Annotated in this window: 10 protein-coding genes and 4 pseudogenes; 7 read left to right on the top strand and 7 right to left on the bottom strand. The window is 61.5% G+C overall.

Annotation, left to right across the window (positions count from 1 at the left end; all coding sequences use genetic code 11):
* Positions 1–123: 123 nt before the first annotated feature.
* A complete protein-coding gene (locus PKKP23_RS20710) occupies positions 124–327 on the top strand; it encodes a cold-shock protein (protein WP_042304025.1) in 204 nt (67 codons plus the stop codon).
* Between the two features lie 116 nt (positions 328–443).
* Positions 444–814, top strand: a pseudogene (locus PKKP23_RS20705) (IS3 family transposase); the annotation flags it as partial.
* Between the two features lie 46 nt (positions 815–860).
* Here the strand turns inward: PKKP23_RS20705 and PKKP23_RS20700 are convergent.
* Positions 861–1256: a type II toxin-antitoxin system HicB family antitoxin gene (locus PKKP23_RS20700; RefSeq protein WP_042304026.1), complete on the bottom strand. Its 396-nt coding sequence runs from the start codon at positions 1254–1256 to the stop codon at positions 861–863.
* A gap of 1108 nt (positions 1257–2364) precedes the next feature.
* Between PKKP23_RS20700 and PKKP23_RS20685 the strand changes: the two genes are divergently transcribed.
* On the top strand, positions 2365–2637 hold the full coding sequence (locus PKKP23_RS20685; protein ID WP_042304027.1) for a DUF1488 family protein: 273 nt from the start codon (positions 2365–2367) through the stop codon (positions 2635–2637).
* A 2-nt stretch (positions 2638–2639) separates the two neighbouring features.
* On the opposite strand, the pseudogene PKKP23_RS34170 reads toward PKKP23_RS20685, so the two are convergent.
* The 3 genes and pseudogenes from PKKP23_RS34170 to PKKP23_RS20665 all read right to left on the bottom strand — a co-directional run.
* Positions 2640–2789: pseudogene (locus PKKP23_RS34170) on the bottom strand (IS256 family transposase); the annotation flags it as partial.
* A gap of 471 nt (positions 2790–3260) precedes the next feature.
* Positions 3261–3686 carry a response regulator gene (locus PKKP23_RS20670; protein WP_052382452.1) on the bottom strand — a complete coding sequence of 142 codons (426 nt, stop codon included), beginning with the start codon at positions 3684–3686 and terminating at the stop codon, positions 3261–3263.
* A 364-nt stretch (positions 3687–4050) separates the two neighbouring features.
* The gene (locus PKKP23_RS20665; protein ID WP_126878235.1) at positions 4051–4281 is read right to left on the bottom strand and encodes a hypothetical protein; all 231 of its coding nucleotides are present in this window, start codon (positions 4279–4281) and stop codon (positions 4051–4053) included.
* 1013 nt (positions 4282–5294) lie between these two features.
* Between PKKP23_RS20665 and PKKP23_RS20660 the strand changes: the two genes are divergently transcribed.
* A complete protein-coding gene (locus PKKP23_RS20660; RefSeq protein ID WP_042304108.1) occupies positions 5295–5948 on the top strand; it encodes a response regulator in 654 nt (217 codons plus the stop codon).
* Between the two features lie 879 nt (positions 5949–6827).
* On the opposite strand, the gene PKKP23_RS20655 is transcribed toward PKKP23_RS20660, so the two are convergent.
* On the bottom strand, positions 6828–10841 hold the full coding sequence (locus PKKP23_RS20655) for a CheR family methyltransferase (RefSeq protein ID WP_126878234.1): 4014 nt from the start codon (positions 10839–10841) through the stop codon (positions 6828–6830).
* A 653-nt stretch (positions 10842–11494) separates the two neighbouring features.
* Here PKKP23_RS20655 and PKKP23_RS20650 point away from each other — a divergent pair.
* Both PKKP23_RS20650 and PKKP23_RS20645 read left to right on the top strand, forming a co-directional pair.
* On the top strand, positions 11495–11728 hold the full coding sequence (locus PKKP23_RS20650; protein ID WP_042304110.1) for an antitoxin: 234 nt from the start codon (positions 11495–11497) through the stop codon (positions 11726–11728).
* Positions 11728–12141, top strand: a complete 414-nt coding sequence (locus PKKP23_RS20645) for a type II toxin-antitoxin system VapC family toxin (RefSeq protein WP_042304111.1) — start codon at positions 11728–11730, stop codon at positions 12139–12141. The genes PKKP23_RS20650 and PKKP23_RS20645 overlap by 1 nt, the downstream gene beginning before the upstream one ends.
* A 306-nt stretch (positions 12142–12447) precedes the next feature.
* On the opposite strand, the pseudogene tnpC reads toward PKKP23_RS20645, so the two are convergent.
* Together tnpC and PKKP23_RS20635 are read right to left on the bottom strand one after the other, a co-directional pair.
* Positions 12448–13047: pseudogene (tnpC, locus tag PKKP23_RS20640) on the bottom strand (IS66 family transposase); the annotation flags it as partial.
* Positions 13023–13292: pseudogene (locus PKKP23_RS20635) on the bottom strand (transposase); the annotation flags it as partial. The pseudogenes tnpC and PKKP23_RS20635, both read right to left, overlap by 25 nt.
* A 359-nt stretch (positions 13293–13651) precedes the next feature.
* Between PKKP23_RS20635 and PKKP23_RS20630 the strand changes: the two are divergent.
* Positions 13652–15331, top strand: coding sequence for a phage integrase family protein (locus PKKP23_RS20630; protein WP_126878233.1), 1680 nt, complete (start codon positions 13652–13654; stop codon positions 15329–15331).
* Positions 15332–15348: the final 17 nt, after the last annotated feature.

Here is a 15348-nt window from a genome sequence, read left to right as displayed (position 1 = left end):
CAAGAAAGTCGATTGCTGCTCATCAATGGCTCGCTGCGTCAGCGGTATTCGTTGTCCTCTCACTCCTTGACTCTTCGGACACTCCACCATTGGAGCTGACACATATTTTTCTTAAGGAATGTTATGGATACCGGTACTGTAAAGTGGTTTAACGATAGCAAAGGCTTTGGGTTCATTACCCCCGACGCAGGCGGGGAGGATCTATTCGCCCACTTCTCGGAAGTGAGCGGCGAAGGTTTCAAGACCCTGGCCGAAAACCAGAAGGTTAGCTACGAAACTAAACGCGGTCCAAAAGGACTGCAGGCAGCAAATATCAAGCCGCTGTAAGGCGACTGGTGCCCGCGTTTGCGGGCACCCTGCATAGTCGCGTTTTCTGCTGCGCTCAGCGAACCGCTGATGCCTATCTTTAGCCACTCTGTTTGGGCTGCTGCCGGTTTCATGGACGCCTTCTTCGTCAGGGAGTCGATGTGAAATTCGGCTTCATGGCGAAACACGGGGTATCTGGCTTGTGAGTCTGATGTGCGATGCGCTCGGTGTCTCGCGTAGCGGCTTCTATGCGTGGCTGACGCGGCCATCGAGCAAGCGTCGCCGGGATGACCAGATTCTTGGCGAACAGATTCGCCAAAGCGTCATGGCAAGCGACCGGATCTATGGTGCTCGCCGCGTTTGGCGCGACGTGCTGGCTTTAGGCTGTCACTACGGCCATCATCGGATTAAACGACTCATGCAGGCTCTGGGCTTACTCGCGCGGCCTCCGCGTCGTGGCTTGCCCAAGGATGCCGGTGCTCGCAGTGCGATTGCCGGTAACGTGCTCGTCGAAAAAGACCCGCGGTGTACAGGCCCCGTGACGACTGCCATCCCTATCGGTTCTCAAGCTCATGTACTGCAGCCAGCGTGATGAACGCCGAACGCGTCATATGACGTTCCTTTGCCGCCGCATCGATTTGCTGCAACAGACTCTCAAGCAGGCTGAATTGAATGCCCACAGCTTCCGAGGTAACCCGCGCCAGATTGATGTCGATAAACATCCAGATCCCTTCCCCGTCGTCCATGTCGAGTGCATGCAATTCGGATGTACTGGAGGTAGGTACGGGTATGAGCTGTGCGCTGCGGTCGTACATCAACTCGACCATCTCCTGCGCATTGCTCATCAGTTCGCCCAACGAATCGCCTCGGGCATCGACGAGTGGAAGATCGGGAAAGCTGGCGCGAAAGCCGGTGTAGCCATCGCGGCGCACATAAAGTGGATATTCCATGACCTGCTCTCCTCGATCTGTCGGCTGACAGATATTCGGCGTGTCGGAGTCCGGTCGGCAGCACCTTCCTGGCGATGACGTCTTTGCCGCATTGCATCGCGAAATCGACGGACTCGTCCAGGGTGGTGGGACTTGCCGTACCAAACACCGTTGAGTAGCGCCCGATCTTGTCCCCTGCGGACCGAAGGGGACAACCGTCACGGCGGACAAGAACTCCCTTGGACCTTGGGCACATGGATCGCGGTGCAGCGGGAATTCCTGCCGCGTGTTCAGGCGTAGCACTTGTCGGCTCCACAATGCGCTCAATGCCATTGCTGCGCAATCCAAATCTCGCGCGGCGCAAAAGGGGGAGCGGGCGTCCTGCCCGCCTTCCCGTCTGGTGGTGAGACCGCACAACGACTGCTCTCTGGGACCGGACCGCATCATCCCGCCGACAAGCGTACGGATTAAATTGGCTACGAGACCTCACCGCAATTCGCAGAGCATGCCGGCGGCGGTAGCGGTAAGCGTTTGCAATCGAGCTTGCATTGCTGATCCAAAGAGCGCACTCTCAATGGGTTCGACGTACGGAGCCTTCGGCTCAGCATCGGCACCGCGAGATGTCTGCAGCCAATATGGTGTCCTGACAAGAAAACACCGTGACGATTACCGACGAAAGACGTCCGACCACACGTTTCGTGCGTCATGCCTGCCATGTTCGCCACGTCTTGTTCGACCGGCTTCATCCGGCGACCGGAAATTTCCTCCACGAATGTTCAATCCGACCGATTTGATGAGTCGGTTGGTGCTATAGCGCGATCCGCTCACAAGAGCGCAAACCCGATCAGCATTGCGAAGCGATTGTTTGCGTTTCGAACTGCGAGCAGCCGCCCGCAACCGGCCGGTCATCGAACCCTTTAACTTTAGCTTCTTGGAGCTAGCATGCTCAAACGAACTGGCGGGTATTCAGCGTCACCCATCAAGCAAGGTGACTTTTTCATCACACAGAAGGTGCGTGCTGCTGCACTGGAGAAGGCGGAAAGCGAGCGCGCCCGGAGGCGACGCGAGAATGACGCCCTCCTTGATGTTAACGCCAGCAAGTGGCGATATGACAGCAGGCGGTAACGAGATGGGAACAGGGAATGGGGTTATCAACTTTCCGAATCCCAGTCGTATCCACGACACGTCTAGACATTGTGTGTGCTTCTGGGGTTACGACAACGCTCGCGAGATTGCCTTTCTCGTCGACGACGCAATGCTGGCGAAGCTGAGCCCTGGTACGGGTTTGGATGAGTCCGAGTTGCTCGCAGTCTTCGACCGCAATCGCGACAGGATTATGGGACTAGCCAGAAGCTTGTATAAAGGCGGCCCACAGACGAGATATTCAATTTCGATTGACTGAAGCGACTTCCTCACGTAACGCGGCACGATGGACGAATTGAACTTTACGCCCGATCCTGTTCGATCGGGCACCTTCGGCACCTTCACCGCAATCGGCGCGGCGGCCATCCACACCTCGCGTTCTGGCAAGCAGCCGTCGAGCACGAAGGCGCGTTGCTCGTGCACGTCTCGACGTTCGCGAACCGCTCCATGAGTTCTGACAGCTCCGCTTCCGTCATGGATCGCCGCTATGGAGCCAATCTGTGATCGGCGTAAAGACGCCACCTGATGTTCGGCGCATAGGCGCCGGTCTAGGATCGGCGTGTAGGCGCCAGTGTTTCCGGGACACAGGCGCGGCTCGAACTTTCCAGGTCGGTACGCTCCGTTCTTTTTGAGCGGAGCGTGCATGGTCAACAGGAGGTTCGAATTGTTTGAGTATCGCCAAGTCCTTGTCCGCATGCGGCAAGGCGACTCCGACCGCGACATTGCGCGCGGCGGATCAGTGACCGGCCGCCGTACGTACGAATCAGGCTTCGAGTCCACCCGTGAAGATGAGGTAACAAAGGGAAATGGTCAGCGGGCGCGCGCCGCCCCAGCGATACTGGCGCATCCCTTGTCAGGTTAATTGCGGAAATTCCAGCCCGGTCATTGAATCTGTTCAAGCAGTTGCAGAAGCGGCCCCGGTGCTGCCCCCTTCTGGCAGTAGGCGTCGAAGCCTGCGGCCACACCGTCGGAGCGAACCGTACGCTCGTCCTGCGCGGTAAAGGCGACAATGACGAGGTGCTGGGCCGTAACGTCGTGGCGAAGGATTCGTGCCACCGTGTAGCCGTCCATGCCCGGCATGTTGATGTCCAGTACAACGATGTCCGGCATTTGTGCGGCGACTGCAAGTAGCGCCGCTGAGCCGTCCAGAACGCACTGTGCGTCATAGCCTGCCAGTGAGAGTACTGTCGTGAGTGACTCTGCGCCGGGACGATAATCGTCGACGACGAGCAGCCGGCGGTTGGTGTGCGTTGCTGCATGCTGTACGGTGCGCGCCGTCCAGCGTGTTGTGCCGGGGAAGGATTTCATGGCGAAGATGTGCCTCGCAGTTAGCTGGCAGCGGAAGACTCACTGCCCGATGGCCGTCGTTGCGCATCTCGTCCGCAATGGCAGGATGTAGGAGCCTGCGCGCAAACTCCGTACCCATGGAGAAAACGAACGAGCCTGCCAGACTTTATCGAGGCGAATCTTGAGGCCCGGATGGATAGCCCGGCGGAGAATGCCCGTGCGTACAGCTGGGCGAGTAGTCGACGCCCCTGGTCGTGCTGCGAAACTTGACCCGGAATATGCTGATGAATGTTGCGCAGACTTGCGCGGAACGCCGAGTGTGCCCCTGCGGACGCCAACGTCACGCCATCGGCGCAGCATCCACGGCGTGCCACGAGTGTTCACCCTATGACTTGCCGGTTCGAAGTTGATGGACGCGAGCGAGCAGGTCAAAGGCCTGCTTTTCCAGGGCGGCATCGCGAGGAAGATCGTCGACTATAGCTCTAAGCCGGGCCTTCCAATACGCGGGATTGGCGACCGGCGTTCGAAGTGACAGATACGGTTGTGTCCGCTCGAGGAGCGAAACTACCGCCTTGATATGCAACAGCTCAAGTTCCAGTTCGTGGTAGGAGCGCATGCCGGCTATTCTTCCCTGGCCGCCATTTGCTCACGTTGCCGATCACAAATGCTGCTTAGGCACATCAATTGAGAAACTGATCGTGGTCAACCCTTACGGGATGGCCCTCTCGTGAACGCATTACCGGCTCGCCGTCCGCACCCCAAGCAGGTATTGCCAAAATGTTTCGCGAACGCCGTCGACGCGCAACGCGTGTCCGCAGCGCACCTCAACGGACGGATTCGCCGGAATCAAAACGCACGGCTGCGCAATACTCCGTCGAGCCGTGCGGCTGTTGATACGCACACCTGCCTAGAATCGTTCCTCGTAGTTGTGCCCACGCCCGCACCGGGAAGCATATGCAGATATATCACCGTGAAACGTTTAGCGCCGGACGGAACGGGAACCCGTAGTCGTGGCGAGCCTTTCCCGTCGCGTCATCGTGCGGGAAAAGGAAGAGCGGGAAACGTGAGCGACGACATCGCGTACCGATGTGATCGACCGTGTTGCACGGTCTTCAGTGAAAAGTGGCGAGCCCCTGCCGCCCGACAAGACAGCTGCGGAACTGCAGAAAACGCGGGCAGGCATATCGGCAGACCCATACTACGCGTACTGGCGGATTTGTACAGCGCATATTCGGCTTCCAGGGGTGCACGGTCCGGAGTGCAGCCGTCCCGTGCTTGGGACACCGGACGCAGTCACGTCAATGGTGGTCGACGTTAGGGCGAGCTTTTCGGGAGGGGGACGCGCCCCAAACCGATAAAAGAGCGCTTATCCCCGGCTAGAAAGAGAAATCGGCCGGCGTCTGTGGTCGCCTGCTGTTCCGCTCCAAAAAAGACGTTGCCCGATTGCGGAACGCTTCGATAACGCCTGCTATGCAGGCAGCAATTACCAAAGCCGAGGTGTTCCACAGCGAGATTGACACGTCCGGTATGGAAAACCGGAACGCGTCGCTTATTACAAATTGGCGCTCGACATGCGTATCCCCCGGAGCATGCTCAAGGGGGGCACAAACCGCTCTCCTTGGAGTTTTAGTGATAAATGTGGCGATAGCTGACGCCCATGGCGTCGTACGCGAAGGCTTGCGGCAGACCCTGCAAGCCAGTGGCGGCTTCGATATTGTCGGTGAAGCTTTTGATGGTGCCAGCACGCTGGCGCTTGCGAGAATCACCGACGCTGTCCTCCTGACCCTAGGTCTGTCGATGCGGGGTGTCCACGGCCTTGATCTTATTCCTCTGATCAAGACTACGAATCCCTCCCTGCGTATTCTCGTTGTAACAATGCAAGCGGAGGAATCGTATGCCGCCCGTGCATTCAAAGCCGGTGCGTCGGGCTATATCACAAAGGCGTGTTCGCCCGTGGATTTCATCGATGCAGCCCGACGGGTTGCCGCAGGTGGCGTGTACGTCAGTCTTGCGGTGGCCAACCAGTTTGCCCAAGGCTTAAGCGACACGGCTTCAGCGATGCCTCACCAGCGGCTATCGGCGCGGGAATTAGAGATACTTCTCCGGATTGCGGCAGGCGAATCGCAAACCGTGATAGCCCAAAAGCTTGGTTTGAGCACCAAGACCATCAGCACCCACAGGACGAACGTTCTGGAAAAAATGGGGTTTGCCACCGACGCGGCGCTTGTCCGCTACGCGATGCGCCACGGCCTCGTTGAGGAAGACGGGCTCGATGCACTTTGAATCGGGTAACGTGCTGTGTCGTTGCGCTTACCACGAATGGCAAATGCCAGAGGGAAATTGGTCGCTGGTAACCCAACGTCTTGATGACTCGAAGGGAGCGGCCGCAGCCACTAGGGGACTGCGAGTACTTCGCCCGGAGCCCGGCGATTCGCATGAAACTGTGCGTAGGGATGTTCCTCCCGTGGCGCTTGCGTGCATTACCGACACGCCTTGCGGGCACTGATCTTCTTCATCATATGCCTGGTTTCCGCCATCGCGCAGATCGCGACGGCCGCAGGCCGGTAGTCCAAGCGGTGAGGCGCGCTGCGCCTTCAGAAACTCGAGATAAAGGACGTCCCGCTTGGGCTTCCGCGCAATTGCGTCAATGTGTTCAATGAATTGTGGCATGGCACATCGTCCGTGAATTCATGATGAAAGGCCGTGTCGGTGCCGCGTCATTCAACGACGTAGCCCATCGCCGCCGCACAGGCTGGGCAGAGGATCAGTACGCGGCCATCCTCGCGGCCACGCAATGTCGCTGGCTCGCTGCATCGCTCGCAGGTGCACCGGCTCAATCGTGCAGCTTCGGCAAGCCAGCTATCCACCTCTCTCGTTATCTCACCGCGGAGGCGGAACTGCAGACTACCCAGCTTTTCCAGCACTTCTTCAATTGCGAGCAGACTCGCCGCTGCAGAAATGACGACGCCTTTGACTGGTCCGCAGATGTAGCGAATCGGCTTGCTCCGAAGAAGGGACCATTTCGCGCGTGCAGGCGGCTCCCAGCACCCTGCCTATTGTGCGTTCCTGACTTGTCTCTCACGATGGGCAACATATAGCGCAGGAGACATCGCGCAGAGTCAGAGGGCGGCCGGTGCATCATCGGCCGCCCTGTCGAGCGACTCAGGTCGGTGCGGCCAACAGTCGAACCACGTCTTCGGGATCGACCGGCTTGGTTAGGTGATGGTCGAATCCTTCCGCGGCTGACCGACTACGATCCACAGGCAGCCCGTACCCCGTGAGTGCGATCAATGTCACGTGCCGTCCCGTATCTGCGGCGCGCAATCTTTGCGCGACTTCATAGCCGTCCATGTCGGGTAATCCAATGTCGAGCAGGATGACCTCCGGGTCGAAGCTCGCCGTCATGGCGATGCCCGAAGCACCGTCGAGGCAGGTCTTCACCTCGTGTCCCGCGATGGTCAACAGCGTCGCAAGCGCTTCGCCCGCGTCTGCGTTGTCGTCAACGATGAGAATCCGTTTAGGAAGCGCGGTGGCCGGTACTGGCATCGCGTCGCGCCCGATGGTGGGCGACGTCGTATCTAGCGGAAGGTCGACGATAAACTCGCTACCGGTGCGACCGTCGCTGAGCGCACGGACCGATCCGCCGTGCAGTTCGACCAGGCGCCTGACGATGGACAGGCCAACACCCAGCCCGCGATGGCGCGGTGCGTCGGATGCGGGACCCTGAACGAACATGTCAAACAGGCTCCCGATCATGTCCGGCGGAATGCCTCGCCCGTTATCCTTGATACTCAGCGACAAGCGATGAGCCGTGGCGGTCGCCCGCAGCTCGATGGATCCTCCGGGCGCAGTGAATTTGGCCGCATTGATCACGATGTTCTCGATGACCTGCGAGAGCCGGGTTGGGTCCGCGTAGAGAAAGAGGGGGACGTCGGGCAGCGAGACCGACAGCCGGTGATGACGCTCTTCGACGATAGGCTGGCAGACCTCTATGCCACTCTGCACGATGGTTTTCAGCGCGACAGTCCGCCGGTTCAGTTCAATGCTGCCGCTGGTGATCCGTGTGATGTCAAGCATATCGTTCACTAGATGCATCATGGCGGCGCCCTGGCGCTGGATCACGCCCACGGCCCAGGTCTTCTGGGCTTCGGAGGCCGCCGCCGACGCGAGCAGGTTACCGGCCGAATATAACGCCGCCAGTGGATTGCGTAGCTCATGGGCAAGCATGGCCAGAAACTCGTTTTTCCGCCGGTCGGCCAGTGCGAGTTGCTCCGCGCGCTCCCGGAGCTGCGCGTTGCTCGCACTGCGGTCGATCATGTCCCGTTCGGTCGAGGCAACCGCTACCGCGTTGCCCGAATCATCCAGCAGAATCGACATCGTCAGCCAGATATCGACCACATGGCCATCCTTCGCGACCCGCTGCGTTTCGTAGGAATGGAGCGCTTCGTGATGCAACGCCTGATGGATGAAGTCAAGATGATCGTGTCTTGCCCCTTTCGGCTGCAGGTCGGAGACAGACATGTCCAGCGCCTCCTCCTCGCTGTAGCCATACATACGGGTGGCAGCCCGATTCCATGCAAGGAAGTGGCCTTTCAGGTCGAATACCGTGACTGCATCGTTGGAGTCCTGCACGACTGCAGCCAGGTGCCGCGAGCGCTCATTGGCGCGTCTGACGGGCGTGATGTCCATCCACGTGAGCACTGCGCCAGCGGGCAGCCTGCCGTCAGCCGCGGCATAGGGCGTGATCCGGCGCAGATACCAGAGGCCCGTGGCCGTCTGAACCTCCTTTTCCGCGGAGCGGGTGAGGCCGGCGAGTACGTGTTCCGTGTCCGACATTAGCGCATCGCCCAGGGGTGCGCCGAGCACCTCGGCAATGGCGCGGCCCGTATCTGCGGGCGCAAGACCAAACAACCGACCAGCACTGGGTGTGAACCGTCTGATGATGCCGTGCTCGTCGAGCAGCACGGTCGGGATTTCCGTGCTGGCCAGAACGCTCGTGACGTCCGCGTTGAGCGCCTCCAGCTCGTGCAGCTTCTGTTCGAGCTGCGCGTTCACCTGGCTTAGCTGTTCATTGACCGCCTGCAGTTCCTCTTTCGACGTTTCGAGTTCCTCGTTGGCCGAGTGCAGTTCCTCGTTCATGGAAAGCACTTCTTCGTTCGACACCCTCAGTTCGCTGTTGCTTTCTTCCAGTTCCTCGATCGTGCCGCCAAGGGCCGCCTGGGTTGTGCGAAGCTCGCGCTCCAGGTGCCAGAGGTCCGAATCCACTCCCGATGTAACCGGCGACGCAGGGCGGTCGACCACAGGCAGCCGGGCGAACAGCACGAGCAGGGCCTTGCCGGAATTCGCCGTATCGAACGGGCGCGTCACGGTGATCTTGATTGCCGGCATCTCTGCGTTCGATACGATTTCGCTCACCGGTGTCCCTGATCTGTTATCCAGTGCGCGGCGCAGGGCGATCCGCAACTTCAGGCGCAGCCCTTCGCGCGTCATGTCGAGGAGATTACCGGTCGGCTCGCCCGCAGGCTGGCTCAGATATTCGTCCGCCGCGCCGCTCACATACAGGACTTGGTGCGAAGCGTTGACCAGGATGGACGCCGCGTGGTGCTCGGCCAGCAAGGTGGCATTCACCAGCTCCGCGTAGCCCTTGTTCCGGACACCTACGCGGCTCGCGGGCGGGAACTCCTCGCGACGCACGGTGCGTGTCGAAAAGCGATAGCCGGAGACACCGGGACTCGCTACGGGGCTGCGCTGGTAAATGCGCCAGGCTTTGGACACCTCGTGAAACTGGGTCGAGTCGGGATCGGTACTCTCCGAGCGCCCGAGGAACAGAAAGCGGTTCGGATTGAGCGAGAAGTGAAACAGTTCGAACACGCGCTGCTGGGCGTCAGGCTCGAGATAGATCAGCAGGTTGCGGCAACTGATGAGATCGACGCGGGAGAACGGCGGGTCGGCGATCAGGTTCTGTGGCGTGAACAGGATCGTCTCGCGAATCTCCTGCCGGACCTGATAGCCATCGTTGCGCGCATGAAAGAAGCGTTCGAGCCGCGCCTCTCCGAGCGGCAACGCCACGCCGGGAGCGTAAATGCCCAGCCGCGCACGCACGAGCGCCACGCGGTTCACGTCAGACGCAAGGATCATGAATTTTCGCAATTCGCCGCGCTTCTCGATTTCCTCGGCCAGCAGCATCGCCATCGAATAGGCTTCCTCACCCGTCGCGCAGGCGGGGATCCAGACGCGCAACGGTTGGTCACCTGCAGGTTCGTCCAGTAGGCGCGCCAAGACCCGCTCGGACAGCGCCTGCCAGGCCTGCGGGTCGCGGAAAAACTCGGTGACGCCAATCATCATGTCCAGACCGAGTGCCTCGACCTCTTCAGGCCGGCGTCTGAGCAGGTCGCAATAGAGCTGGAGACTGGCGACGCGGTTGACGCTCATGCGGCGCGCCACGCGGCGCGCCAGAGTTCCGCGCTTGTAGCCCCTGAACTCGAAACCCGCGTCCGCCAGGGTTCTGAGCACCGGCTCGAGGTCGGGGGAATCGCCGTCGGGTGCAAAACTTGACAGTATGACCGCTTCCGAGCGTCCGATGTACTCGATGAGCGCCGCCGGCATGTCCTCCACCGGCAGCACGTAATCAACCAGACCGGTGTCGATGGCATACGCTGGCATGGCGCCGTGCTCGGCCGTTTCCGGATCCTGCGCCATCACCATGCCGCCTTCCGCCTTGATCAGGCGTAGACCCGCTGCGCCGTCTGCGTTGGCGCCGGTGAGTACGATGCCTATCGCGCGCTCGTGCTGGTCCGTCGCAAGCGACTTGAACAGGTGGTCGACTGGCATGGGAATCTCCGGCCGGCCGACGGCGGGCGATAGCCGGAACAGTCCATGGAAAACGCTGACGGAGAATTTTGGCGAGATGACATAGACATGTCCGCCCATAATCGGTGCTCCGTCTTCGATGACTGACACGACCAGGGGAGTGGCCCGCGCCAGTAACTCGGCCAGATGACTCTCGGCGTCCGGAGCGAGATGCACCACGACCACGAAAGCGATATCGGGCCGTATGACACTAGCCGCGCGGAAAAACCGGCCAAGCGCCTGAAGCGCGCCGGCCGAGCCGCCGATCGCGACGATACGTGAGGCCCGCGGTGGCTCGCTCGCCGGCGAGGAGGTGTTGGCGTTCATGTTCGAATTTGCGCCTGTTGGTCAGTGAGCCTGGTGGCCGGGGAAGCGGTTCAGTTCGCGCGCGCATCCGGGATTCGCGCCTCTGACGCTGCCACGAGCGTGCGCCGATCCGTGTTTGCGGCTGGGGTGCTCACACAGTGCACGTTCGGGGCCTGTCGCGCCAGTAGTTTCGAGTCCCCTGTTCCCACCATGCGTTCGGAGGGGCTAGTCGCACCGGTGCGTTCGCCAGATGGGCTGTCGTTTGGCCATTTACCGCTGCCCGGTGGCTGCGTAGTTTGGCGCAACGCAAGACTGCAGATCGCCGGGCACCCCAGTGCCGCTCAGCCGCGCCCGGCGTAGACGTAAGCGTGGCAGATTCGGCGCGACGTTCCAGGGCAGTAGTTCGTCGATGCGGTTTAGCGTACGTAAAAATCCGTTTCTTGAGGGCACCCCGGTTGGCATGAAGGGGTTGTCCCGTAAAGTCTCACCATGAGGGTGGCCACCGGTGCGCCAGTATTATCTTGATAACATGTTTTAGTAGGAATAATGGGCGCCAGGCCAACAGCTTTTCTGTCCGAATTCTGAAGCCGCCCCGAGCTGAGCGGAGGCGAAATTGCGCGCCGCCCTCTTTTAGCATATGCTTTGGCATATGCCAATCAACTGCGAGGTCAGCCATGATCGAAGGTCGACACGTCCGGCTGTTCCGTAACGGCCGCAACCAGGCCATCCGTATCCCACGCGAGCTGGAGCTGCCCGGCGAGGAAGCTGTCATCCGGCGGGAAGGAGCCTGTCTCATTATCGAGCCGCTGCCCGTCACGCCCCTGCGCGAGCTGCTGGCGCAGTGGGCGCCGCTCGACGTCGGGTTCCCCGACATAGGCGATCTGCCGGCCGAGCCCGTGGAGCTCTGATGCCGCTGTATCTACTCGATACCAACATCATTTCCGACGCCCTGCGTAATACGCGCGGTGCGTGTGCCGCGCGCATCGCACAGTGCGACCCGGACAGTTTATGCACCTCGATCATCGTGGCCGCCGAGCTGCGTTTCGGTGCGGAAAAGAAAGGGTCGGCCGAACTCACCGGCCGCATTGAAAGCGTGTTGGCGAGCCTGCCCGTGATGGCACTCAACGGCGATGCGGACCGTTTCTACGGGCAGCTGCGCGCGGCGCTCGAGCGCGCCGGCCAGCCGATCGGGGCGAACGATATGCTGATTGCGGCGCACGCGCTGGCGCTCGATGCGGTGCTGGTGACCGACAACGAGGGCGAGTTTGCGCGCATCGCCGGACTGCACATCGAGAACTGGCTCGTGCGCAAGCGCGGCTGAACGTCTCTCGCCGGCCACTGGCTTCTTTCGCGACTCCTGGCAGCGCACGGAATGCCCAGCATGAAGCGGTGAACGCTCTTCGGGGCGCTGCGAATTTGCCACCGCTGGAAGAACCCGAGATTGTTTCCATCGGCAGGCACGTCTATGGCAGCGGACCGTGTCTGCTCGAAGAGGAGCAGGCAGCGATGGAACGCGTCCTGGTCCTCCATGACCAGCATGTTCGCCGCGATCCCGAAGTTCCGCTGCGTACAGGGTAAGCACTCGACCAGCACCGTAGCGTAGATCGTTGACGACGGGAGCGCGATGCTATCGGATAGGCTCCACGTGGGCAGTAGAGGGTAGCGACGACGCCACGTTCCACGGCAGCAGTTCGTCGATGCGGTTGATCGGATGGTCAGCGACGCGCTCGAGCACGTAGGTGAGATACGCCTCGGGATCGAGGCCGTTCAAGCGCGCCGTGCCAATCAGGCTATACATCGCGGCGGCACGTTCGCCACCGGAGTCGGCGCCGGCGAACAAGTAATTCCGTCTGCCGAGGGCGACGCCGCGCAGTGCTCGCTCGGCGATCAGGTTGTCGATTTCCGCACGCCCGTCGCTGCAGTAGTAGATGAGCGCCGGCCAGCGATTCAGCGCGTACTGAATCGCCCTGGTCGTGTCGGATTTTGCAGAAAGCGTGGCGAGCGTTGCTTCGAACCAGCGTTTCATGTCGTCGAGCAGCGCCACCGCTCGCGCCTGGCGCACGCTGTGCCGCTCATCAGGTGGTCTGCCACGGATCTGCTCCTCGATCTTGTAGAGCGCGCCGATCCGGCGCAGCGCTTCTTCCGTTAGCGCATTGGGATGGACGGCATGTAGATCATGGATCTTTCGGCGAGCGTGGGCCATGCAGGCAGTTCCCTGGATGGTGCCGCCGCGACGACTGTCTCACCCGCTTTGACTGCCGCCAGGCTGCCTTCCTGGTGCTGCTTGCGCCGGCCGAACATCTGGTTCGGATTGACGCCGTGCCGTCGGGCCACTGCCGATACCGACGCGCCCGGAGCTAACGTCTCCTGCACGATGGCGATTTTTTCCTGCACCGTGCGTCGCCGACGACGCTCCGGTCCGCTCAAAATTTCGATGCTTTCCACGTAATGACTAGGCTTCGTGATGGTCACAAGACTATCCGTATTTTAAGAGAGTCCTTGTGTCCTCAGATACGTGGGGCTACTCCAAAGACCTCGGACTGTAGCAGCGTGAGAAGCCACAAAAACCAATGGTAAGCCTATTTTCTTTGCCTGCATTAGCGGTTATTCGATCCCGGCCCGAACACGTCGTCGCGCGCCCATCGTCACGCGAATGAGGGCCGGCATCGAATAACCCTTAACGTCTGCTGCCGCCCCGTAGGTCATGCCTCAGGAGTTGACCGGAGGGCGAGACCAGGCTGCTCTGGGCTCGGTTTGGGGTGCACGGAATACGGATGGACTGATAAATAACATTATCAGTCCATTGCCCATTTTGAACTAAACTGCCGATCATGAAAACGCGTGAGACCGAACCGATCATGTTTCCCGACGACGCCGAACTGGCCGCGCTGCGCGCCTGGTACGCGGGCCTTGACGCACGGGCCGCGGTCGCCCGCTATCTGGGCGACCGAAGAGCAGCCGGCGCGTCGTCGCGCGGCGTGCTCGGCCGCATCCGGCGTGCCTTGGTCGCATATGCGGCAAGCCGCCATCGCGACGATCTGGCGGAGGTATTCGGCGAAAGGGGGCCCAGGCCGGCCGACGCCGTTGCGCGTGCAATCGAAACGTTGCGCAGCCTGCCAGCACCGGTGCCGCACATCGCCGACGAGATCGACCGGTGGTTGCCGCCGCGGGCGGTGGCCACCCTGCAGGCGCACGGCATCCGGACGCTGGCCGAGCTGACCGTGCGGATTCCGCGCCGGCGCCGCTGGTGGGCGGCAATCGATGGTCTCGGTGTCGCGAGCGCACGGCATATCGAGGCATTCTTTGCCGCCCATCCGGCGCTAACCGAACGGGCGCGGGCGTTGATCGTCGCGGCGCCGGCCGGAGACGTCGTGCCATGGGAGCAGTTGCGCGTGCCGAACGAAGTCGACGGCTCGCACGGACAGTTCCGCGCACCGCAGGCCGCCTGTCTGCTGAACGCGTCCAACGACTACGAAGCGGTCCAGTCCTGGCTGTCGCTGCACGAATCGGCGGCCACGCAGCGCGCTTACCGAAAAGAGGCGGAACGCCTGATCCTGTGGGCAATCGTCGAACGAGGCCGCGCGCTGTCGTCGCTCAACACCGACGACGCGATCGCCTACCGGGCATTCCTGCGGCGGCCGACGCCGCGCGAACGCTGGGTCGGACCATCCCGGCCGAGGCACAGTGTCGAATGGCGGCCGTTTACCGGCCCACTGTCAGCCCGCTCGGCAGCGTACGCATTGAATGTCCTGTCGGCACTGTTCCGCTGGCTGGTCGAGCAGCGCTATGTGCTCGCGAATCCGTTCGCCGGCGTCAAGGTCAAGAGCCATGCGCCGAGCGCCGGATTGGACGCGTCGCGGGGCTTCTCCGAGGGCGAGTGGCTGCTGATCCGCACGCTGGCCGATGGCCTCGAATGGTCTTATGGCTGGAGCGTGCGGGCCGCGCAGCGCTTGCGGTTTCTGCTCGACTTCGGCTATGCGACCGGCCTGCGCGCGAGCGAACTGGTCGGCGCGACGCTTGCCGACATTCGCCGGGACGAGCACGGCGATCATTGGCTGCACGTGCTCGGCAAGGGTGGCAAGCGCGGCAAGGTGGCATTGCCACCGCTTGCGCGGACAGCGCTTGACCAGTTTCTCGTGCAGCGGGGCCTGCCGGTCACGCCCGCGCGCTGGAATCCGGCGACGCCGCTCGTCGCGAGCCTCGAGGGGGACGGCGCGCACATCGAAAGCACAAGGCTTTGGCGCGTGCTGAGGCGGTTCTTCGTGCTGGTCGCAGATGCGATCCAGGACGAGCGGCCCGCGACAGCCGAGAAGCTGCGCCGCGCGAGCCCACACTGGATGCGCCACACGCACGCGTCACATGCGCTGACCCGAGGCGCCGAGCTAATCATGGTGCGCGACAATCTGCGCCATTCGTCGATCTCGACGACGTCAACCTATCTGCACAGCGATGAAGTGCAGCGAGCCCGGCAGTTCGATCAGGCGTTCGCCGCACGCGACCTCAAGCGGTAGCTCGTTTATGTCGATTT

The organism is Paraburkholderia kururiensis JCM 10599 = LMG 19447, assembly GCF_003986935.1.
Classification (GTDB): Bacteria; Pseudomonadota; Gammaproteobacteria; order Burkholderiales; family Burkholderiaceae; genus Paraburkholderia; species Paraburkholderia kururiensis.
This window is presented reverse-complemented; position numbering and strand designations above follow the sequence as displayed.